17 protein-coding genes and 1 pseudogene are annotated in these 21,642 nt (G+C 40.9%); 7 read left to right on the top strand and 11 right to left on the bottom strand.

The genetic code is table 11. The annotated features are described in order from the left end of the window. Positions 1-27: 27 nt before the first annotated feature. The 5 genes and pseudogenes from OKW21_RS04780 to OKW21_RS04760 form a co-directional block, all read right to left on the bottom strand. Positions 28-1,575, bottom strand: a complete 1,548-nt coding sequence (locus tag OKW21_RS04780; RefSeq protein ID WP_277477811.1) for a Ppx/GppA phosphatase family protein — start codon at positions 1,573-1,575, stop codon at positions 28-30. Positions 1,576-1,767: 192 nt separating this feature from the next. Further along, the gene (gene tpx, locus OKW21_RS04775) at positions 1,768-2,202 is read right to left on the bottom strand and encodes a thiol peroxidase (RefSeq protein ID WP_277477810.1); all 435 of its coding nucleotides are present in this window, start codon (positions 2,200-2,202) and stop codon (positions 1,768-1,770) included. Between the two features lie 481 nt (positions 2,203-2,683). Beyond that, the gene (locus OKW21_RS04770) at positions 2,684-3,352 is read right to left on the bottom strand and encodes a GNAT family N-acetyltransferase (RefSeq protein WP_277477809.1); all 669 of its coding nucleotides are present in this window, start codon (positions 3,350-3,352) and stop codon (positions 2,684-2,686) included. Between the two features lie 333 nt (positions 3,353-3,685). After that, positions 3,686-4,734: pseudogene (locus OKW21_RS04765) on the bottom strand (glycoside hydrolase family 43 protein). A 62-nt stretch (positions 4,735-4,796) separates the two neighbouring features. After that, positions 4,797-5,879 carry a carbohydrate-binding family 9-like protein gene (locus OKW21_RS04760; protein ID WP_277477808.1) on the bottom strand — a complete coding sequence of 361 codons (1,083 nt, stop codon included), beginning with the start codon at positions 5,877-5,879 and terminating at the stop codon, positions 4,797-4,799. A gap of 212 nt (positions 5,880-6,091) precedes the next feature. Between OKW21_RS04760 and OKW21_RS04755 the strand changes: the two genes are divergently transcribed. The 4 genes from OKW21_RS04755 (at position 6,092) to OKW21_RS04740 (ending at position 12,011) form a co-directional block, all read left to right on the top strand. Next, a complete protein-coding gene (locus tag OKW21_RS04755; protein ID WP_277477806.1) occupies positions 6,092-7,813 on the top strand; it encodes a sensor histidine kinase in 1,722 nt (573 codons plus the stop codon). Further along, positions 7,814-8,443 carry a response regulator gene (locus tag OKW21_RS04750; RefSeq protein ID WP_277477804.1) on the top strand — a complete coding sequence of 210 codons (630 nt, stop codon included), beginning with the start codon at positions 7,814-7,816 and terminating at the stop codon, positions 8,441-8,443. It abuts the gene before it with no gap. 102 nt (positions 8,444-8,545) lie between these two features. Beyond that, a complete protein-coding gene (locus OKW21_RS04745; RefSeq protein WP_277477803.1) occupies positions 8,546-8,899 on the top strand; it encodes a hypothetical protein in 354 nt (117 codons plus the stop codon). A gap of 421 nt (positions 8,900-9,320) precedes the next feature. Continuing rightward, positions 9,321-12,011 carry an MGH1-like glycoside hydrolase domain-containing protein gene (locus tag OKW21_RS04740; protein WP_277477801.1) on the top strand — a complete coding sequence of 897 codons (2,691 nt, stop codon included), beginning with the start codon at positions 9,321-9,323 and terminating at the stop codon, positions 12,009-12,011. A gap of 25 nt (positions 12,012-12,036) precedes the next feature. Here the strand turns inward: OKW21_RS04740 and OKW21_RS04735 are convergent, their stop codons facing one another. The 4 genes from OKW21_RS04735 to OKW21_RS04720 all read right to left on the bottom strand — a co-directional run bounded on the left by OKW21_RS04735 (position 12,037) and on the right by OKW21_RS04720 (position 15,486). Continuing rightward, complete coding sequence (locus tag OKW21_RS04735; RefSeq protein ID WP_277477800.1) at positions 12,037-12,726, bottom strand: metallophosphoesterase family protein; 690 nt, start codon at positions 12,724-12,726, stop codon at positions 12,037-12,039. Between the two features lie 86 nt (positions 12,727-12,812). After that, complete coding sequence (locus OKW21_RS04730) at positions 12,813-13,451, bottom strand: hypothetical protein (RefSeq protein WP_277477799.1); 639 nt, start codon at positions 13,449-13,451, stop codon at positions 12,813-12,815. Positions 13,452-13,683: 232 nt separating this feature from the next. Continuing rightward, positions 13,684-13,878 (bottom strand): hypothetical protein, encoded by a 195-nt coding sequence (locus tag OKW21_RS04725; RefSeq protein ID WP_277477798.1) that lies wholly within the window; start codon positions 13,876-13,878, stop codon positions 13,684-13,686. A 300-nt stretch (positions 13,879-14,178) separates the two neighbouring features. Further along, positions 14,179-15,486 (bottom strand): phenylacetate--CoA ligase family protein, encoded by a 1,308-nt coding sequence (locus tag OKW21_RS04720; protein ID WP_277477796.1) that lies wholly within the window; start codon positions 15,484-15,486, stop codon positions 14,179-14,181. A gap of 594 nt (positions 15,487-16,080) precedes the next feature. On the opposite strand from OKW21_RS04720, the gene OKW21_RS04715 reads away from it, so the two are divergent. The 3 genes from OKW21_RS04715 to OKW21_RS04705 are packed head-to-tail and all read left to right on the top strand — an operon-like array spanning position 16,081 to position 19,544. After that, entirely contained in the window at positions 16,081-17,709 is a 1,629-nt protein-coding gene (locus OKW21_RS04715) for an ArnT family glycosyltransferase (protein WP_277477794.1), read from the top strand. Between the two features lies 1 nt (position 17,710). Further along, positions 17,711-18,667, top strand: a complete 957-nt coding sequence (locus tag OKW21_RS04710; RefSeq protein ID WP_277477792.1) for a glycosyltransferase family 2 protein — start codon at positions 17,711-17,713, stop codon at positions 18,665-18,667. Then, positions 18,633-19,544, top strand: coding sequence for a lysylphosphatidylglycerol synthase transmembrane domain-containing protein (locus OKW21_RS04705; RefSeq protein ID WP_277477790.1), 912 nt, complete (start codon positions 18,633-18,635; stop codon positions 19,542-19,544). Before OKW21_RS04710 ends, OKW21_RS04705 begins: the two co-directional genes overlap by 35 nt. Positions 19,545-19,564: 20 nt before the next feature. On the opposite strand, the gene OKW21_RS04700 is transcribed toward OKW21_RS04705, so the two are convergent. Then, positions 19,565-20,200: an FkbM family methyltransferase gene (locus tag OKW21_RS04700; protein WP_277477788.1), complete on the bottom strand. Its 636-nt coding sequence runs from the start codon at positions 20,198-20,200 to the stop codon at positions 19,565-19,567. A 336-nt stretch (positions 20,201-20,536) separates the two neighbouring features. Further along, entirely contained in the window at positions 20,537-21,499 is a 963-nt protein-coding gene (locus OKW21_RS04695) for a heme-dependent oxidative N-demethylase family protein (protein WP_277477786.1), read from the bottom strand. Positions 21,500-21,642 lie beyond the last annotated feature (143 nt).

The following is a 21,642-nucleotide window of genomic DNA, read 5'->3' as shown; positions in this document are numbered from 1 at the left end:
TATTCACTTTACTATTCCATAGATACGCTATAGGTCACCGGGAATAGCTTCAACCGACACTTCTTTTTTTAGTGCTTTTGCCAGCGGATCTACATGCTTGCGGGTAGCCCAGAGTTCCAGTTTCATATTTTCAGGACGTCCTGCTACTTGTAGTACCAGCTTTTTCTTGGCGTGCTTACAGGCTACTTCTTTTACCAGTTGATTCTTGGTACGGTCAAGGCTTACCGCCACTCTTAATACGGCTGATAAAACCTTCACTACCTTTCTCTGACGCTTGGAAAGCTTCTTGTACTTCTTATGTTTCTTCTTGGGCTCGGCCTTACGATGGTAACGTGCCACATGACTGATAAGCAAAATTTCCTCGTCATTAAAACCTCTCAGACCGGCATGGGCGATGATGTAGCGGGAGTGTTTGTGATAATGCTCAAAACGGATATACTGCCCCACACTGTGCAGTAAGGATGCGTACTCTAGAATATCTCTTTCAAAATGTTCAAGCTCATGCAACTTTTGCGTCTGGTCAAAGAGCTGAAGTGAAAGAGAGGCTACATGAATTTTTTGCTGCCAGTCTACATTAAATTGATGCGCAAGTTGGAAAGCCGAACGATGTCTTAAATCCTGCGACTCCGGAAAGTCAGCGATATTTTGTGCATGATTATCCAGGTAGTCCAATATCAGCCCTTCTCTAAGAGAGGCATCACATAAGGTTATCTCCTCTACCCCTGCCATCTGAAGTAGCTGGACCAGCAGGGCTCCGCCCAGATGGATGGCATCTGCCCTCTTCTCCCCTATCGCGTTGATCTCAGCCCGCTTTTCAGCCTTCATTTTCAGTAGTTCTTTGGTGAGATTGTCCAGATCATTCAACTTAACTACTTCAGCATTGACAGATTTCATGGACTTCCCTCCGGCAGCAATATGGGCAGCTTCGCCCAGTGTTCGTATGGTTCCTGAAGTACCTATTATCCTGGTAAAGCCAATCTCTTTTGCCTCAGTCATGATGCTTTGGGCTACAAAACGAATGTGTGCCTGTAGTACCCCCAGGGCTTCTTCTCCTACTGTATTGTCTCCATTAAACATATCCAGCAGGCGCAGTACCCCTAGCTTCATGCTTTTGCCCATCAGAATTTCTTTTTCATTGCCAACAACTATCTCAGTACTCCCTCCCCCAATATCAATAATCATCGCATTCTCACCCCGTAGCGCTATTTCGTTTCGTACTGCCTTGAAGATCAACCGTGCTTCTTTTCCACCCGAAATTACTTCGGGCGAAATACCAGTCTGCCGGACAAGTTCATTCAAAAAATCACTGCCATTATGGGCTTCGCGAGTAGCACTGGTAGCAGCGGTAATAATTTCATCAGCACCACGCTGGTCGGCCAACTGCACATAACGCTTGATGGTCTCTAAGCCTTCCTTAAATGCACGTTCACTCAGGCGATTGGTTGAAAAAACCCCTACACCCAGCTTAACCATCTCTTTTTCACGATCAATAATCTGAAAGCTATTTTTATGGGCTGCCTCGGCGATTACCATGTGAATTGAGTTGGTTCCAATGTCTATAGCGGCAAGTTTCATGTAATTGGTTCATTAAAGCGTGATACTGTACATTCGCATGCCTCAGCTAAGGCAATAGTCTAAGATGTCTGTAAAGAAATCTGCTTAACCATTTGTATGCAGACTTAAGCATGACGTTTCTCATATTTATTTCAGGGCAGCAAGAGCCGCATCATAATCAGGTTCTTCATCTATCTCTCCTACCTGTTCTTTTTAAACAATTCTGCCTTCTTCATCTACTACGATTACTGCACGTGAATGCAATGCTGCGAAAGGACCATCAATGATTTCCAGGTGATAATTTTTTCCAAACTCTCCCTGAGCAAAGTCCGAAAGTGTGATCGCATTTTCTATACCTTCCGCACCACAAAACTGCGCCTGGGCAAAAGGCAAATCACGGGAAATACAGAGCACTTTGGTATTTCCCAACGCCCCTGCTCTTTTGTTGAACTCCCTCACTGAAGTAGCACAAACTGAAGTATTGAGGCTGGGAAAGATATTCAGTACGAGTTTAGCACCACGAAAATCTTTGAGGGAGACTCTTTTTAGATCATTTTTCGTAAGTACTGCATCCGGAGCCAGTTCTCCTACAGCAGGAAGCTTACCAAGGGTATGTATGGGATTGCCCCCAAGCGTTATTTCAGCCATTCTTTTCAGTATAATTATGGGTTTACATCGATTAAGACTAACCCGCAACCTGCTTGATTGTTTGTAACAATAGATTTGTCATAAATGAGAGCATGAGTGCCACACCTTAGCCCTAAAAAATAACACTTCACTTTAAAACAGGATATTTTAGCTCAGAATGGACAATTGCAATACCTACTCCCTCCGTTTCAGGTGTAAAACAAGCCCTGTAGATACTGTCTATGAGGAATCTTACGTGTAAATCATCACTTTTAGGACAGCGGAATATTACATTTTAGGCGTAAAACGTCCAATATCAATTCACTTGGTAGCCCCCTTGATTGCAAAATGGGCCGAATCGGGGATATGAATGCTGAAGGGATGCTTTGTAGCCATGCGAAGATTTGTACAAATGATCAGCTAAGGTTTGCCGGGCCCAGGCGTCTGCATTTCCAAAATGAGGTCACTCTATTGCGGTATTAAAGCCTTCACAAAGAGAGTCTCACTTTCCAGTATAGTCTTCCTCAAGGATGGCATATCCATAATTGTCTGACCAACCACTTTTGAGAGGCAGTATTTTTCTTTTCCTGCCCTCACGCTGCATACCCACCTTTTCCAGCACCCTGATGGAGGCCAGATTGTCGACTGCGCATCCTGCTTCTATACGATGCAGTTTGAGTTCCTTAAACCCAAAATCAATGAGCGACAACAAAGCTTCAGTAGCATAGCCTTTTCCCCAATGTTGGGGAAGTACTTTATACCATACTTCTGCAATTTTGTATTTGGGGCTACCCAATTTGAGCGCAATCACCCCTACAAATGCTGAAATACTCATATTCACTTCTCTAATTACGAAAGTATAATAGCTGACGGGTTCCTGCGCATAGGCCTGTATCCACTCTTTGACAACATTTTCTGTTTCCTCTACATGCTGAGGAATACCCAAAGTATTGTACTGATCGGTTTCAGCCAGTGAATGCAGATGATGAATAGACATGATGTCTTCCCAAACCGGCTTTTTTAGGCTTAACCTGGCAGTAAGTAGTTCTGTTTTTATCATGCTAAAGCTATTCCATGCTTTTTTGCAACCCCTATGTCCCGAGCCCTGTAGGGAATGCTTATCGCGTAATGCATGCCATCTACGGAAGTTGATCGCTTCTTTCTTCTTCAAAGATAAGTAAAAACATGTTTGCATATTCCACAGCCTGCATGGCGATCATTAGGGGAAATGAACCAGCGCTGACATCAAACATCCAGGCTTTACTACATCACCTAGCATTCTAACAATCTTGCCCTACAGAGAGGGGCTGTAAGCATGATACAAGTATGAGATAGCTTTACTGACCTGATTTTTGAGGCGGCTTGGCAGTTCCTTCCCGTTCTTGTATAGATAATTATCGACTTCAAAAAAATTTTAGATACAGTAGGCAAACATACCATCAAAAAAAGCAACATGCTTTGCACAATAATTTCAGCTGGCTTTTGCTAAATCTCTTGGCTTAATTTATCTTAAAGAATTAGCGACCACCCCTTCCTGTGTAATCCTGACCGGCTGAATCATTCCGTTTTCATCAAATTCCATGCGGTCAATGCAGGTAACTCTATGGTTGGCATCCGTTCTGCCCAGCGGTCGGCGATGATATACAATGTACCAGTCGTTTGTTCCCTCAGGGTGAAGCACCGAATGATGCCCGGCTCCGGTAGCAATCTCAGGATCTTGCTGCAAAACTGTACCTATTCTTTCAAAAGGACCAAAGGGAGAGTCGGCAATCGCATAAGAAACACTGTAATCCGGGCCAGTCCAGTTGCCCTCCGACCACATAAAGTAGTATTTTCCATCTCTGATAAACATAAAAGGCCCTTCCACATAACTATCAGGCGTAATTTCCTTGAAAGTAGTACCATCTTCAAAAGGGATAAAGCCGGTATAATCCTGATTGAGCTGTGCGATATTACAATGCCCCCAGCCACCATAGATCAGGTAGTGCTTGCCATCCTGATCTTTGAACACAAACTGATCAATAGGCTGGGCGCCATTATGCACCTCCGGAATTAATGGTTCACCCAGATAATCGGAATACGGCCCCTGAGGTTGATCTGCCACCCCAACACCTATGCCCCGTAGGTTAATGACTCGCCCTCTTTCCACCCGCGCCTTTCCGGAGTCTGAATGTCATTGGCACCAAAAAAGAGGAAGTACTTCCCATTGTTTTCCACCACCGCAGGAGCCCACATAGCTTTCTGCGCCCATTTTACCCGGCTGGTATCTATAATTTTTTCGTGCCTGGTCCAGTGGACAAGATCAGGAGAAGAGAAAGCGTCCATAAACACCTGCTCCTCAAATGGCGCGGAGTAAGTGGGGAATATCCAGTATTGATCGTCAAAGATGATTCCCTCTGGATCGGCATACCAGCCTTCAAATACAGGATTACCTGATACAGCCACAGTATCAGTTTCTGCATTTTCGCTTTGCTGACTGGGCTGGGTACATGAGGTGATCAGAAATATACTGACCAATACATTAAGACTTAGGTTTAGTGCTGTTTGGCGCATCAGGTTTAGATTAACTCTTTATGATTTTACAAAAAATAAATGTACCACTTATCATCTACACACTACTCAATACTCCAAACTTTGCCCTTTTCATTGATCAGCCATGTTTTTGACGCATCAGCAGTTTTAAGACGGGCTACATAATAAGTAGGCTGAGCGTTGATTTCAACCGTATGTCCCTCAGGGATTTCCAGATTCAGGTCCTCTAGCCGATCCGCATACTTGTGATGGGCTTGAAAATAATCATTTTGCCGGTAATAGACTTTTCTCAGCTCCCATTTCAAATATTCTGCTTCAGGTATGGTAAAACTTTCTGTTCCCTGCCCAACCTCAGTATCTGAAAAGGCAAGGAAGCCCCATGTCTCGGGGCGGTGCATATTGATGTATTCCTGTGATGTCCACACCCAGTTATCTTCGGGATAAGGCTTGCCAGTATCAGGATTGATCTTCTTTTGATAGCCTTCAGCTGTAATGTCTATCTGCCATTCTACTCGGGAGAAGTTGATCCGCCAATACTCACCATCTGCAGGAATTTTTCTGCTTTCTGACTTCTCAAGCAGTACCTTCCAGGGCATGGCAATTTCCACCGACCAGCCCTGATCGGTATCATTAGGATCATTCAGGCTTCCGTCTACATGTACTCCTGTCTTGATACCTCGAATGTCCCATGCATTGAGCACCACATTTTTATCATCACGGTAGGGCGCGGTAAGCATCAGGTCCCAGATGGTATTGAGGGCATTCATCTCAAATTCGTAATAGAAATGTGTATCTCCATCAGGATCAATAAATACTTCAAAATCATTGTCATGGAAGATGACAGCATCTCTTTCGGTAATCGTGCCCCAGACATGCGGCTCATCCAGATAGGCAGCGATGTACAAATACTGATCATCCCACAGCATTTTCGCCCGGGTTCTGAACCTCGGCCCGGCCATATGCTCACCCTGAATATCTATGAAGGCATCAGTCCAGGCGGCACTTTGCCAGCTTTCCTCATCCAACTTGCCATCAATAAGCAGGGAATCAAGGCTTTGGTAGCAAATGTACTGCTTGGGGTCAAATGTGGGTATATGTGACTGTGCCCGTAGCATAGGGCTGGCGAAGATAAGGAGCGTAAATACAAAAGTCAGATGTCTCAGCATATAGGTTGAGCGTGTTTAACGCATGAGTCGTATATCAGAAAATATTTTAAGGATGCAAAAATAACAAAACAGTTTTTATTTCATCAGCATTAAAAAATTTCAACAAAATTCTTTTTTCCCAAACATTTCTCCACAAATATTATAGATTTGTCCACTTTCATTTGTCAATCATTTGTTTTTTTACTCAAACCCCTTCAGAATAAGTAAGTCTGATGTTCCGACATGTAAGGATAAAAAATAAGCTGGCCCTGGTGATGACCGCCCTCTCCTGTATTGTGATCGGAATCTTCAGCACCTTATTCTATCTACAGTTTGAAATAGCACTCAAAGAGCGGGTACTGCTCCAGCTTTCTTCGGTCAAAAAACTTAAAGTGGTTCAAATAGAAAATGTAATCAACAGCCGCGTGGAGGCTATAAAACACCTGCTTGCTCAATCAGATTCAACCTATAATCAGCAGTTTTTTAATTCAGTAGTTTATTTAAAGAGTCCAGGCTCAGTGCATATTAATTCATATGAACTAACGCTACCTGACACACTTAATCAGGGCAATATATTTATCAAGGACTTAAGCCCGGAGAATGATGAAGGCTTTGCTACGCTTGCGTTTATGGCGTATAACTCAGGTCAATATTTGGTTTGTATTGACACATTAACTGAAATACAATCTATTTTGCTGGAAAGAACCGGCTTAGGACAAAGCGGTGAGTCTTACCTGGTAGGTGAAGACTATACTATGCGTAGCACATCTCGTTTTTTTCCTGACAAAAACCCCACAACGATACTGGCCAGGACTTCAGGAGCAGTTAGAGCTCTGAGAGGGGAAACAGGAGAAGGCATTATATTGGACTACAGAGGGGTCTCTGTATTTAGTGCCTTTGAAAAGATAGCCATCAATGGACTGGAATGGGTTATTCTCTCAGAAATTGATTATCAGGAAGCCCTATTTCCCTTGAAAAGCCTGAGAAGAAATTTTTACATTATGCTGGTCATCATGCTGGCTTTTGTGCTTCTGGCGTCATACCAACTGGCGAGGCTACTGGTGAAGCCTATACTCAGAATGGAACAATACCTCAACACAATGTCCAGAGGAGTTATTCTTGAGCCACAGAAAGATGTAGACAGAAATGACGAAATTGGCGGCATGTTCAGGGCTTTGGATAAGCTCACTACTGCATTACAACAAACTATAGAATTTGCAGGAAGGATAGGCGAAGGGAATTTCAGCGCCAACTATCAACTACTCAGTGAAGAGGATACCCTGGGGGCTGCGCTTTTGCAGATGAAACAAAAACTCAGAGACTACCAGAAAAATGAAGAAAGGTTACTGAAAGAAAATCAGCAGTCAATCATTAATGGTGAGGAACAGGAACGCTCCAGATTGTCTAAAGAGATTCACGACGGGCTAGGCCCCCTGCTTACCAGCCTGAGACTTTCAATACAGGCCATACCTCTTGAAGAAACTCACAAAAAGCAATTACTGAAAACGCTGGATGATACCATAACAGAAACCCGGCGTATGGCCAACAATCTTATGCCCAGCGTACTGGAAGACTTTGGTGCCGGCGAGGCCATTAAGAACCTGGTGATACAACTTGATCAGAGTTCACCCCTTGATATTCGTTATAATCAAGATACACTTGAAGAATCTAAAATCCCTCAGAAAGTAAATATAGTGCTGTACCGTATCGCTCAGGAAGCACTTAACAATGCGATTAGACATGCTCAGGCTACTGAAATCAGACTTTCTCTGACAGAGTTTGATGAACATGTCAGTCTGTTCATTTCTGACAATGGCTCCGGCTTTGATCAGAGTACGGTACTTCCAGGCAATGGACTGAGAAACATGAGGGAGCGTGCCAGACTGGTAGATGGCAGTCTGGTAATCTACTCAGACGCAAATGGTACCAGTATAGAAGTTGAAATTCCTTTTTAAATGGCCTTTATTAAAATCATGATCGTGGACGATCACCAATTGTTTAGGGGGGGGATTGTGTCTTTGCTCAGTAAAGATGAAGACATAGATGTGATCGGCGAAGCTTCTTCCGCCAAAGAGCTTTTTCATGCCCTGAAATCCAAGCAGCCTCATGTAGTATTGATTGATATTTCATTGGGAGAGACGGATGGTCTTGAGACTATTCTTAAAGCTAATGACAGCCATCCTAATATCAGGTTTATCGTACTTACCATGCATGCTGAGGGGCAATATGTAGTAAAAGCGGTAAGAAACGGAGCATATGGTTACTTACTTAAAAATGCTGATGAAAAAGAGCTTATTGAAGCTATCCACAATGTATTTGAAGGTAAAAAACATTTTAATGAGGAGATTTCTCAATTGATGATTGGTAATATGGCTATGGAAGGCGAGCCTCACAAGAATTTGTCCAAAAGAGAAAGGGAAGTGCTCAAACTCGTCTCAAATGGAAAAACGACAAAAGAAATAGCAGACCAGCTCTTTGTTAGTACCCGTACTGTAGAGACCCACCGGGTAAACATGATGAAAAAGCTGAAAGTACAAAACACTGCGGAACTGATCAAAAAAGCAGCACACCTTAAACTTATCTGAGCATCCGTATAAATACGGATAAATAATTACCATATTTTTTAGAGCTGCAAAGCGTTATTTAAAGCGTATAATTACTTGACAAACGATACAAAGATTTACATCATGAAAAAACTAAGTATATTATTATTTGCCGGAATATTGTTGAGTACGATGAGCATGGCTCAGAGTAGGAATGACCTGAAAGGGCCGAAGGCTAAAAATTATAAGCACTGGAAGCATGAAGATAGTAAGTCTGCTATACTATTTACTTCAGAAGTTGCTCCCAAAGGACCTGCGGCAAAAAATCAGAAACCCTGGAGAAATACGCCGGAAGTGATTGAAAATGCCCAACTGGTGGATGTTTCAACTACCCGCGCAAAAGTAACCGGACCTAAAGCAAAAAACACCAGGCCCTGGGAGATAAAAAGACAGGAGATAAAGACAATTGCCAGTAGAGAAGACAGCATAAATCATTAGTAATGATTAAGATTTCATAAGCAAGTAACTGACAGAATACATTACGTTAATTTGATTCAAACACGGCTTCAATATTTTTGAGGCCGTGTTTTTTTTGTCCTAGCTGTTAACTGGCTCTACTTTTTTATAATGCTTATTGGCATCATACAAATGCTTGTTCTCTTCATAGAAATTTGAAATAATTTCCAGAACCTTCCCTTGTTTCAGCATCACTTAAGAATACTAAAAGCTTTGCTAAAACCTGTGCTACACAATTCCAATACTAAAGCTTCCACTTCATCTGAGTAAACTGATAGTTAGCACCAGTCGTCCACAACCCATACAAAATATTTTATTGTAATAAAAAATAAAATATGCATATTATTTGTTATTTTTAACAATATTTGATTGATTTACTCTTTAAAGTAATATTTTTCCAAATATGACGGACAGCCGGAAGCATAATGTTAAAATCAGTATTGAAAAAGAACGTCTGCTTGACTCGGCTGAAAACAGACAATGGAAAAAGTGGGGACCTTATATAACTGAAAGACAGTGGGGTACTGTACGCGAAGATTACAGCATTGATGGCAATGCATGGGGATGCATTTCACATGATCAGGCACGTAGCATCGCTTATCGTTGGGGGGAAGAAGCTATTGCCGGGTTTTGTGATTTGCAGCAAATTCTTTGTTTCGCACCCGCCTTCTGGAACGGGAAAGATACTATTATCAAAGAAAGGCTTTTTGGCCTCACTAATCAGCAGGGCAATCACGGTGAAGATGTAAAAGAACTTTACTTTCATCAGGAGTCCTCCCCTACTCATTCTTACTGCAAATATCTTTATAAATACCCTCAGTCGGCATTTCCTTACGATGAATTAATTGAGGCTAATCAGCGAGATCGCACGCAGCCTGAGTATGAACTACTGGACACCGATGCTTTTGAGGATAACCGTTACTTTGATTGTTATATTGAATACGCCAAAGCTGGAGTAGATGATGTGCTGATGAAAATCACAGTGCATAATCGCGGCCCTGAAGCAGCTCCCATACACGTACTCCCTCACCTCTGGTTCAGAAATTACTGGAAGCATAACAAGCGCTATCAGAAACCCAAGCTCAAAGCAGTTTCACCTTCTTGTATACTGGCTAACTCCAGCAGAAATGGCAGCTATTATCTGCATCATCATGGAGGCAAGCAGTTATTTTGTGAAAATGAGAGCAATGACTTACGCATCTACAATACCAAAAATAAACATCCCTGGGTAAAAGATGGGATCAATGACCATGTTACACTCGGTAGTAAATCTGTAAATCCGGAGAAGAAAGGCACCAAAGCTGCGATTTGGTTTAAGGCAAATATACCTTCAGGAAAATCGCATACTTTTAAAGTACGCCTCAGCAAGCAACGTTTGGATATTCCCTGGAAAGATTTTGACCAAATATTTCAGCAAAGAAGATTTGAAAGTGAAGCGTACTATAAAGAGCTTTCTCCGCCTCATTTAAAAAATGCACACCAAAAACTATTAAGAAATGCCTTGGGAGGGTTACTCTGGACCAAGCAGTTCTATTACCTGGACGTATTCAAATGGCTATTTGGAGAACCTGGTGATGAGCCTCCTTTTCGTCTTGATAAAAGAAACTTTAACTGGCAGCACCTTACCAATCGTCACATCATATCAATGCCCGATAAGTGGGAGTACCCCTGGTATGCAGCTTGGGACCTGGCTTTCCATGCTACTTCATTTGTTCAGGTTGACCCAGACTTTGCCAAGGAACAACTCCAACTGATGCTACGCGAGTACTATATGCACCCTAACGGGCAGATTCCCGCCTATGAATGGAACTTCAGCGACGTAAACCCTCCCGTGCATGCATGGGCAGTATGGGAAGTATATGAAAAGGATAAACAAAAGAGCGGTATTCCCGATTGGGACTTCCTGGAAAGAGCCTTTCAGAAGCTCCTGATGAATTTTACCTGGTGGGTCAACCAAAAAGATGTTAACGGAATTGATTTATTTGAAGGCGGTTTTTTAGGCCTTGACAATATTGGTGTTTTTGACCGTAACCAAATGCCGCCCGGCATCAGAAAAATGCAGCAGGCAGATGCTACCAGCTGGATGGCGATGTTTGCCCTTAATATGCTGAGGATGTCTTTGGAACTGGCTAAGCACAATAATGCTTACGAAGAGTCTGCCGCAAAATTTTTCCGTCATTTTCTGAATATTGCCTGGGCTATGCACCACATAGGTGAGAAAGATATCTCTTTGTGGGATGAGGAAGATGCTTTTTATTATGATGTGATACAAATGGAGAACGGTAGCACGCAGCGACTTAAGGTTCGTTCGCTGGTAGGTATCATCCCTCTTTTTGCCGTTGAAATCTTCAATAAGAGTGCCTTTGACCACCTGTATGAGTTTAAAACCCGCGCAATCAACATTATCCGTACCCGCCCTGACCTGGCATCGCTTATCTCCAGAATTGAAGAAAAGAATGAAAAAAATGAATATCTATTTTCTGTACTCAGGGCTTACCGGTTAGAGCAACTGCTCAAGCGCTTACTGGATGAAGATGAATTTTTATCTGATTATGGTATACGTTCCTTGTCTAAGCATCATAAAGAAAACCCTTTTATTTTTGAGCATCATGGTAAACATGTAATTCAATATGAAGCAGGTGAAAGCAGCAGCAGTATGTTTGGCGGCAACTCCAACTGGAGAGGTCCTATCTGGCTACCTCTTAATTACCTGATTATCCAGTCTTTACGCAAATATTACAAGTTTTATGGCTCCTCTTACGTATATGAATTCCCTACCGGCTCAGGCACAAAGCTCAACCTAAAGCAAATTGCTAACGAACTGAGTAAAAGACTGTTGAGAATATTTGAAAGAGATGATGAAGGGAAGTTTCGGTACCACACCAATCACTCGTACCGGCAATATATTGAGGATCCACACTTTAAGAACCATCACCTTTTTTACGAATTTTTTGATGGTGATACCGGACAGGGCTTGGGGGCGTCACATCAAACGGGGTGGACAGCCCTTATTGCAAACCTTCTTTTGGAAATGGAAGATGATGCTACATTAGAAGAGCTCGTAAAGCAGGACATCCAAAAAAAAGAAAGTTAGTTAGCAGTAGAATAGGCCGTAAAGCTTAATGGATTTCAATATTCTTCTGAAAATATAGTTCCATATTATTTAATTCTACTGCACAAAGTTTATTGTATTCTCTTTTGGGATAGACACATCCATTGTCAATACCAAGCACAGGAAATGTATCCAGTTCGCTGATATTTTGCCTTATTCTACTTCTGGTATGGATGCGATGCCCGTGCACTATAATCCTATCTCCTAACCACTTTTTATTGACTTTCGGACGGTCATCAAAAGACCATAACATGCTTTCTTTATCTCCCAGCGGATCGGCTAACTTAAAATTCAATCCGGCATGAACAAAAAGAAAATGATCTTTTTCCAGATAGTATGAGAGAGACAGCATAAACCGGATATACTTTTCATCAATGTCGCTTACAAAAGTTACTCCGAAGCTTTTCAGTGTACTATCTCCCCCATTCCAGTGCTGCCAGCTTTGTGCTTCGGGTGAGTGAGGGTAACGTAGCGCATGCAACATCATGACCTCATGGTTTCCGAGCAGACAGTGAACGTTATAATTCTCTTTCTGAAGCTTTAGGATCAGCTCTATTACCTCTTTGCTGCTTGGCCCACGATCAATATAGTCTCCTAATAAGTACAACTCATCTTCTTTATTCAGGTCAATTTTCTGGAGCAGTGCCTCAAATGTGCGATAGCAAGCATGTATATCACTGATTGCAAAAATCCGCATACGTAATTGTACTTTATATATAATAAAAATTATAGCTTTACTTTACCTCTACTATAGTAATTTATTGCAAAAAATTCCACGAGTACTCAGTTCCCTTCATTTTTAGTGATGTATTTTTTGCAGTGTTGAGGTATTTGATCAAAAGTATACCCCTTCCATGTTTCAAGCTCTTTATCGATGTATTCTGTCCATTTCTTTTGCTCCCTGGCATTAAGGCCATACATGGTTTCTTCATCATATATGTCCTGGAAAACATTGGCGGACTGAAACAGGCTATCTCTCAATGATAAGTACTGTTCAAGTGTGTTTTCATCTGACTGGGATAGCATGATAAACTCTTTTCTCAAATAGCGGGCAAATAGTTCTGCAATATCAAAGTGAATGCGTTCGTGTCCTAATAGAATTTTGTCTGTAGTATCTTTAGTGAAAGAATTTTGCCTGCTCACTGCAACGTATACGTTCATGCAGGAGTCAATATGCCAAAGCGCTGGTGTATAAAAATATACAAGTGAGGTAAGCGTCTTTGCCCTAAAACCATACTTAAGTTCTTTCTCCACCGGGGATTTTTGAAAATCAGACCACTGCAATGAATCATGAGCACTCCACAATTTATATTTAAGTGTATCAATATCTATGTGCTGGCCATGACTAAAATAGGGAAGTACAATAATGAAGAATATTGTAAGCAGCAGGCTTTGAAGTTTTATGATGAATACAACATGCATTACGCTGATCCTAAGTAGTAAAAGTGGCTTACATAATGTAAATATTTGAAGTGATTATTCCTATACTTGATGAACACATCATCAGTTAATTCTCAGCTTTGATCTGCTTTAAATGGTGCTGCATATGTGCCACGTAGTCCTCAATCAACCATCGTAACGGTTTCATTTATAACAGTTTTGTAGTTCAATTCTTCTGCACCTAAGAAAGCAAGCACATGTCTGATTTGAAGATTTAGCCTCTGCCAAGTGTCAATATTTCCTCGTAATTTTGATTTTGATAATGATTAGATCTTAAAAGCTCATCTTGTTGGTATTTTTGAATTCTATAAGGTTGAGAGGAAAACTGAACTTCTGTGAAACGCTTAAGATTACGGATAGCAGAATCAACCAAATGCCCCAAAATTTCTTTTTTACCACTTGAGCTCATTTTCCTTATATGACAGCACGTTTTGATCTAAGCCATTTACATATTTACTTGCCTCTTCAATGAGCGCTAAAATTGTATCGCATAGATCTTTCATTGTTATTTTGCGAGTAGCAGGCTTGTAAACTGATGTTGATTTCCAAACTTTTTTATGAGGGGAAGCTTCAATCTGCTATTCCCTGATTGACAAAAATAAGTTTATCTAACTGTCAGCTGTAGAGCGAAAACTAAAGAATTATTTCCTGGCTAAGATACGCTTAAAATATTGAAGCTGTTATAATGAAGAAAATGCAAGCTTTTCAATCAATTAAGAACTGAGGCCTTAACGTTCTGGCCAGGCTGTCGCGTTTTGTTTACAATAAGCTTAAACTTACCCGATTTAGACTTGATGATCTGATCCTCACTCACGTAGCGGATTGTATAATGCAAATCTGATCCGATATACTCTTCTAATTGTTTTCTAAGCAGCGCTTCATCATCACTACAATACTCATCAGTGACAACCACATTGACATAGAAAGTATAATTATCTTCCTGTACAATCTGGCTAAGCAGCACATGGTCTATACCGTCAAAGGCACCACAAAGTAATCCTATGCGTGTACCGTCAGGTAGTAATAATACATCATCACTCCTGCCCTGTATTTCTTTCACCCGCTTACCCGCGTTCGTTTCTGGACCTACCTCATCCAGATGCACGATATCATCTACTTTGTACCTAATCAGTGGGAAACTGGTATTGATTAGACTGGTGGTAATGATATGATCTTGCTCAAATTCATTAATTGAATATAGCGGCACCTGATCATATAAGCCATCTTCTTGCTCTTTCAGAGCTATGGTACGCTCTGCATTTCCGTACCAATCTATGATGCGGGAAGAAAAAACTTTTTCAATCTTTTCTCTTTGGTAGCTGTATAATGTTTCTGAAGATGTAAAAATTACAGGTATGCTTAGCTTTTTACCTGCTTGAATAAAAAAGTTAGCCAAGGACTCCAATGAACTGGGATAAGCAAATATTGCATTGGGTGCGAACTCCTTAATTCCCTGATAATACCACTCAACATTTTGTTGCTTAAGATGATAACTGGACAGATAAAGTGTCTTAGTAAAGGGGTCGTAGACATCTTTCTCATGAATATTCAGATTAGCCCTCAGCACTACAGTCTTCATTCCCGGAAAATGGCCAAACTTCATACGGTGGGCCCATTGATATGCTCCTTCTTCAACAACTGACTGGTAATCTCTATATATTCTTACTGTATACCCTGACGTGCCACTCGTATTGGCTTTTAATTTGTTGAACTTACTCCCGATAAAAATCTCTTCTCTATTAGGTACAACATCATGTTTAGTGATGACGGGAAGGTACTTCAGGTCACCAACTGTCTTTATTTTATCAATATTTACCTTATGTTTTTTGTAAAGCAATGCATAAAACACAGATTCCTGGCTTGCTTTACGTAGTAAATAAATAAACTTTTTTTCCAGTAAACTATTCACGGTAGCATGCTTCATGCTTTCAAGTTTCTGAACTTCTTTGAGCCTTTTATAAAAGTAAGGGCTGTATCTAAGCTGTTTATCAAAAAACTGTTGTAGTATTCTCTTCATAATATACAAGCAAAGTCAGTTGAATCTTTTGGCAAATATTACATAATAAAAATATAGTATAGATAATTAATATTCAAATATATTTTATTAAATTTTTGTGAAATAATAGAGGATTAACAAATATCTTCTACTTCAAAGTAAGTTTGCCTTTTTACCTTCCTGTTTATATTCACCATTGCACTGCTACTTTATTCAGCGATTTACTATGATAACTTGTCGAGCAGCGACATAAAACTTTTCCTTTTCTAACAGGAAAATCCTGCTACTTCAGAAGTGTGTTATTTGACTGTTGCTAAGCTTGCAAAAAAAATAAATGCTTTTTTTCAATAAAAATTACATTCCAAAATTGATAAATATTCCAACTTCATCATTGCTATGCTACATGTACGCTCCCTAGGTTTGAGCTAGGATAATATTGAGATGAGTTCTAAACAGTATGATCGTCCATTACATTGGTGAACTGTATTGTCAGCATCCAAAGGTTCTCTGTTTGGCAGTAAATTAAATAAGCACTCTTGGATGAAGTGACCAATCATAATTTTCATAGCTTTGCGCTAATAACAGAATAACAATATCTAAGCTCTTCAAGTAAGAATGTCACGCAAGCCTCTTAGCACTCACAATAAGCAAGCCTTGCCCAACTTGAGCAGAAATGAAGCGTACCTGGCTGCCAGTATATTTGTATTGCTTCTTTTTGCGCTTTTTTTTCAATTGGGTGTACACCCGCTTAAACATGAAGAACCGCGCCGGGCACTTGTGGCTTTAGAAATGATTTTTAGGGGAAACTGGATAGTCCCCACTGAGGTAGGAGCACTCTACTACAATAAACCTCCCATTTATAACTGGCTCATTATCCTTTCCTTTAAGCTATTCGGTAGCTATGCTGAGTTTGCAGTACGATTTTTTTCGGTACTCTCCTTTTTGGGAATGGGAGGGCTTATTTTCATTTTTGGCAGAAAATATGTCAGCCTATCTTTTGGCATATACACAGCGCTATTCTTTTTGGTCTCGGTAGATATTCTCTATTATTTTTCGCTTACCGGAGAAATTGACCTCTTCTATTCTCTCGTCACATTAGCAAGCCTGTTGGCGGTATATCATTTCTACCATCAGCAGCGCTTCTGGTCACTATTTCTCTGGGTTTATCTGCTTACTGCCATAGGAACATTAACCAAAGGTTTACCTTCTATCGCCTTTACGGGAATTACTTTGTTGACGTGGTTCATTTACCGGAGAGACTTCCGCAAACTCTTTCTACCTGCACATTTTGCAGGTATTTTTCTTTTCCTCTTGCTCGTAGGCAGCTACTTTTGGGCGTATAGCTTGTATAATGATCCTACAGGCTTCATTGAGCGGTTATTTTCCGAGTCCAGCAGTCGTACAGCGGTAGATGAAGGAAACGGTTTCCTTAAGCTGGTTGCACATATTTTTGAATTTCCCCTAACAACTTTCGTCAACATCATGCCCTCCAGCTTGTTATTGGCATTTATGTTTCGCAGGGGTTTTATTAATCAGCTTAAAAGGCAGCCAGTGATCACTTTTATCACTCTCATTTTTATTGCTAACTTTCTACTATACTGGCTATCACCCGGAGCAAGGGCACGCTACACCTACATGTTGTACCCTTTTCCTATTATGATGCTGGTATACTACTTCCTTCTGCCAGGGGATGAAGCCAAAGCAGTTAAGGTTAAACTGTTACACCGCATCATTCTGGTACTTATTGTCATAGTAGCGGCCTCAGGCATGGCAATACCATTTGTACCTGTTTTACAGGCAAATGTACCCGGACTTTGGTGGGTGGCATTACTTACTAGCAGTGGTGCTCTGGCCATTCTCGGGCTTTATATAAAATTCCCCACAGGAAGGGTATTAAGTTTGATATTGCTGTTGGTCTGGTTTAGAATCGTATTCAACCTTACGGTAATTCCCATCAGGTCAGCGAATAGCTCCGAAGCTCAGGACAAACGTGATGCGGACAAAATCGTAAGTATAAGCAAAAATGCCCCCCTTCATGTATTGGAAGGTTCTATGATCTCCCGAACAACCGTATTTTATATTGAATGGCAACGCGAAGAGGTATTGAATTTTGAGGAGGAAATTTTACCAGATCATTATTATATGGCTTATAAGGATATTTTAGCTGAGCAGGGATATAAATATGAAAGCCTGTATAACTTTCAATATAAAGAAGACACATTACAGCTCGTGAAATTTAAATAAGATGAAGTTATCGCTGGTCATTACACTTTATAACGAAGAAGACAATGTACAACCATTACTGAAACGCATTGAGGATGCACTTCAGGGCCTTGAATATGAGGTTTTGCTGGTAGATGATGGCTCTACCGACCGGACAGTTTTTATGGTAAAAAAATATGCCAATGAAAATGTGCGACTCATCGTATTCAACCGCAATCATGGTCAGACCACCGCTATGTCAGCCGGAATCCATTATGCCAAAGGCGAATATATTGTGACTATGGATGGTGACCTGCAGAATGATCCTCTGGACATTCCAGCCATGCTGGATAAGATAGAAAATGAAGGCTGGGGTTTGGTAGCCGGTAAACGGGAAAAGCGTAAAGATGGCTTTATTCTAAGGAAGTTTCCCAGCAAAATCGCCAATGCGATTATCCGCAAACTTACGGGCGTATACATCAGTGACTACGGATGCTCCTTAAAAATATTTCGTAGTGACATTGCTCATAACCTGGGACTATACGGAGAGCTACACCGCTTTATTCCGGTATTGGCCAAGCTGCAGGGGGCAAGTGTGACAGAAATGAGTGTAAGGCATCATCCCCGTATTTACGGCCAATCCAAATATGGTTTGGGACGTACATTCAGGGTGGTCAGTGATCTGATGCTAATGCTATTCTTTCAGAAGTACATACAAAAACCCATGCACTTGTTTGGAACAATGGGGATTATTTCCTTTTTCTTAGGAGCAATCATTAATTTCTATATGTTGATTGAGAAATTTCTGGGACATGACATCTGGGGCAGGCCATTACTCCTGCTTGGTGTAGTGCTCGTTATTGGTGGAATACAATTGGTTACTTTTGGTTTTATGGCCGAGCTCATCATGCGTACCTACTTTGAATCTCAAAATAAAACACCTTATCGCGTCAAAGAAGTATTTATTGGAAAAGCTACCAGTACCACAAAAAGCCTATAAGCGATACCTAAAACTGTTACTCAAGCTTGGGTTGACAACATTAGCGCTCTATCTGGTTTTTAGAAAAGTAAATATTCATGAGGTTTGGCAGATTCTGAAAGCAGCAGATATTGCCTGGCTTATTCCAGCGCTTTTGCTCTTTATTTTATCCAAGCTATTTAATGCGATTCGGCTACAGGCATTTTTTTCCTGTATTGGCCTCTATCTCAATACTTTCTTTAATATCAAACTCTATATGGTAGGCATGTTTTATAACCTGTTCTTACCTGGCGGCATGGGAGGAGATGGATACAAAATAGTAATATTGAGAAGAATAGATGGAGTCTCTACCAGAGGTCTGATTACAGCCTCTTTGCTTGACAGAGTAAGTGGTGTGGTAGCATTAGGATTGCTTACGCTCATCGCCTTATTTTTCAGTCAGATTTATGCTTCAATTGAAGCATGGAGCTGGCTGATCTGGCTCGGAATAATTTTCGCCTTTCCGCTGTATTACCTGGGGTTAAAAATTTTATTCCCAAAATTTACATCTATCTACTGGACGAGCAGCCTCTACTCTATAGCCGTTCAGGTACTGACTTTAGGCAGTGTACTTTCCATCCTTTTTGCCTTAAACATCAGTAGCGGATATGCTGATTATTATGTTTTCTTTATGCTTGCTGCACTGGCAGCAATGCTTCCCTTTACAATTGGTGGAGTAGGTGCAAGAGAAGCTGTACTTGTGTATGCCCCTCAATTGTTTGGTGCTGAACTAGCGCAAGATACAGCCCTCACCCTGGGCCTGCTCTTTTTTCTGATTACCACAATCACTTCGCTGAGTGGGGCTTTTGTAAAACTGGAAAGCCTCCAGGATGTAACAGAAAGTGTACAAAGGCACTAAGCATGATCACTAATATCAAACTAAACCCAGTTCAGTTTGATATTGGTGATCTCCTTCTTTTCTATAAGCTTTCGCATCTCCTGGACAGGCTGTACATGAGCTTCAATTTTATTTTCATGTGTCTCAACCAAAATAAGCGCTATTTTCTTATATAACTCTTCTTCTATAATTCTTTGTAAAAGCGCTATTTCTGCCCCTTCCACATCCAATTTTAGTACTGAAATCGGGCTTGATTCATTTTTAATTAACTCAATGAGGTTGATAGTCTCTACCTGTATATTATTACGCTCCGAAACATTCTTTTTTCCCTTGACAATGGAAGAGCTCACCGTAAAATCAATATTTTCACCTTCCTGATCGCTATGCAGGTATAAATCTATTTGCCCATTTTCAACCCAGACGGCTTTGGGGACACATTTTACATCAGGGTTTGAGGAAAACTTGCTCTCTAAAATCTTAAACGCAATTGGATCGGGTTCATACGCATAAATTTTTGCCCCTGTTCTGGCAAAAAGAGCAGAAATATCACCTTGGTTAGCTCCGCAGTCAATGACCAGGGTATTACTTAGGTCTTTTTGAATGAGGGGATATAACTTTAGATACGAAACAAAATAAGCAGCTTGATTCAAAAATTTTCTTTTCCATTTGTTTATCATAATGTCGGATTAAACCCTTCACTTCTAATTTTCAACTTACCAGAGAGGTCATTCGTCTTTAGAAAGACGCAAACATGAAATGAAAAGCATTGATTAGAATAAAAATAGTGGTTATGAATTAAGTAACTCCCTATGCTTCCATTAGTTACTTTTCTCACTTTAAAGTGCCTGTAGAACACTAAAAATATTAGAAGCTGTTTGAGTTATTTATTTACTGGCGAAAACAATGGATTTTGAGGAGCGTGGCCAAAGCTACGGTCCGAGTAAGTAAGAAAGCTATAGCTCATCAGACATGTTTGCAGCGCGATGAAGCTAATGCAAACAGCTTCTTGACTCTTACGTATTGAGATAGGCTTTTATGTTTTCAATATCATCATTTAGCCCCTTATATTTCAAAGATGCTGAAGACATGCTGCTAAGCGCTTCCAATAATGCTTTGCGATGGGTAGCCTCCAATGCATTGACCTCCTCAAAGTAAGTACGTATGGTAAAAAATACAGCATTTACTTCAGGAAGCCCACTGAGGGTCTGTCTTTCAATACGCACGAAAAGTGAGGGATTTTCAGGATCAAACCTTCTACCCTGCCATGCATCTTCATCCCACCCTGCCTGTGGATCAGGATGATGATTAAGGCGTTTGTCTGTACTTAACCCCCAGGCAAAACGCACATATTTACCCCCTTTGATCAGGCTGCTGAGCATGGGTTGATAGCGTTGCCGCATCTTTTCCATACCGGCTACCGGCTGATGCACTTCGGAAAAGGGCTTGCCGATCTTATCGGCAGGGGCCCAGTGGTTAGGAGCGCAAAGGTGAATCAAAGACATCCAGTCACGCTCACCATCCCATTGCCAGACGGCAATGTCTTCCTGTACAAAACTTGCCAATGCATCTAGGAGGGAAAGGTACTTGCTGTTTTCTGTAAGCTGATAGCTTTGGTCATACGTAATTGTCTCACCACTAAGCAGGCAATGAAGGTATCTCAGCCCCTTTATGTTTTTTTCCTGAAATATATTGGGATAAGCCGTCAGAAGTTGCTGAATAACATACCTGCTCAGACTCATACGCGTATCATCTCTAAGGGTATGGGTCTTATAGTATTTTTGGATGCCTTCTTTTCGGCACTCTTCTTTATTGCTGTGGTAATTATGCCAGGCCGTATCTATCTGGAAGATATTTTGATCTGCCTCTCTATTTCCAAAATCTGTAGGTAGCTTATTCAGCCCTGCTGAAGTACTGTAGATTCCTGAAGAGAAGGGATAATATCGGGCCGGAGGGATCTCAAATGTGGTCATACCCATCAGAAAAATATTCTTATGGTTTTAATCTTTTTTGAGAAATACATTAAAAAAAAGTGGCTACTTCAAAAGGCCAGAATGCCATAGCTGATGCTGGCAAAGTTAACCTGATAAAGTAGCCCTGAGAAAATTTATAAATTAGATAT

This window comes from Catalinimonas alkaloidigena (assembly GCF_029504655.1).
Classification (GTDB): Bacteria; Bacteroidota; Bacteroidia; order Cytophagales; family Cyclobacteriaceae; genus Catalinimonas; species Catalinimonas alkaloidigena.
Note: the sequence above shows the minus strand (reverse complement) of the source record. Positions and strands in the feature narration are given on the sequence as shown.

Excerpts from the sequence above, each read along its gene's own strand:
- OKW21_RS04780 (WP_277477811.1), bottom strand. The coding sequence starts at position 1,575 with ATGAAACTTGCCGCTATAGACATTGGAACCAACTCAATTCACATGGTA.
- tpx (WP_277477810.1), bottom strand. The coding sequence starts at position 2,202 with ATGGCTGAAATAACGCTTGGGGGCAATCCCATACATACCCTTGGTAAG.
- OKW21_RS04760 (WP_277477808.1), bottom strand. The coding sequence starts at position 5,879 with ATGCTGAGACATCTGACTTTTGTATTTACGCTCCTTATCTTCGCCAGC.
- OKW21_RS04755 (WP_277477806.1), top strand. The coding sequence starts at position 6,092 with ATGTTCCGACATGTAAGGATAAAAAATAAGCTGGCCCTGGTGATGACC.
- OKW21_RS04750 (WP_277477804.1), top strand. The coding sequence starts at position 7,814 with ATGGCCTTTATTAAAATCATGATCGTGGACGATCACCAATTGTTTAGG.
- OKW21_RS04745 (WP_277477803.1), top strand. The coding sequence starts at position 8,546 with ATGAAAAAACTAAGTATATTATTATTTGCCGGAATATTGTTGAGTACG.
- OKW21_RS04740 (WP_277477801.1), top strand. The coding sequence starts at position 9,321 with ATGACGGACAGCCGGAAGCATAATGTTAAAATCAGTATTGAAAAAGAA.
- OKW21_RS04735 (WP_277477800.1), bottom strand. The coding sequence starts at position 12,726 with ATGCGGATTTTTGCAATCAGTGATATACATGCTTGCTATCGCACATTT.
- OKW21_RS04730 (WP_277477799.1), bottom strand. The coding sequence starts at position 13,451 with ATGCATGTTGTATTCATCATAAAACTTCAAAGCCTGCTGCTTACAATA.
- OKW21_RS04725 (WP_277477798.1), bottom strand. The coding sequence starts at position 13,878 with ATGAGCTCAAGTGGTAAAAAAGAAATTTTGGGGCATTTGGTTGATTCT.
- OKW21_RS04720 (WP_277477796.1), bottom strand. The coding sequence starts at position 15,486 with ATGAAGAGAATACTACAACAGTTTTTTGATAAACAGCTTAGATACAGC.
- OKW21_RS04715 (WP_277477794.1), top strand. The coding sequence starts at position 16,081 with ATGTCACGCAAGCCTCTTAGCACTCACAATAAGCAAGCCTTGCCCAAC.
- OKW21_RS04710 (WP_277477792.1), top strand. The coding sequence starts at position 17,711 with ATGAAGTTATCGCTGGTCATTACACTTTATAACGAAGAAGACAATGTA.
- OKW21_RS04700 (WP_277477788.1), bottom strand. The coding sequence starts at position 20,200 with ATGATAAACAAATGGAAAAGAAAATTTTTGAATCAAGCTGCTTATTTT.
- OKW21_RS04695 (WP_277477786.1), bottom strand. The coding sequence starts at position 21,499 with ATGGGTATGACCACATTTGAGATCCCTCCGGCCCGATATTATCCCTTC.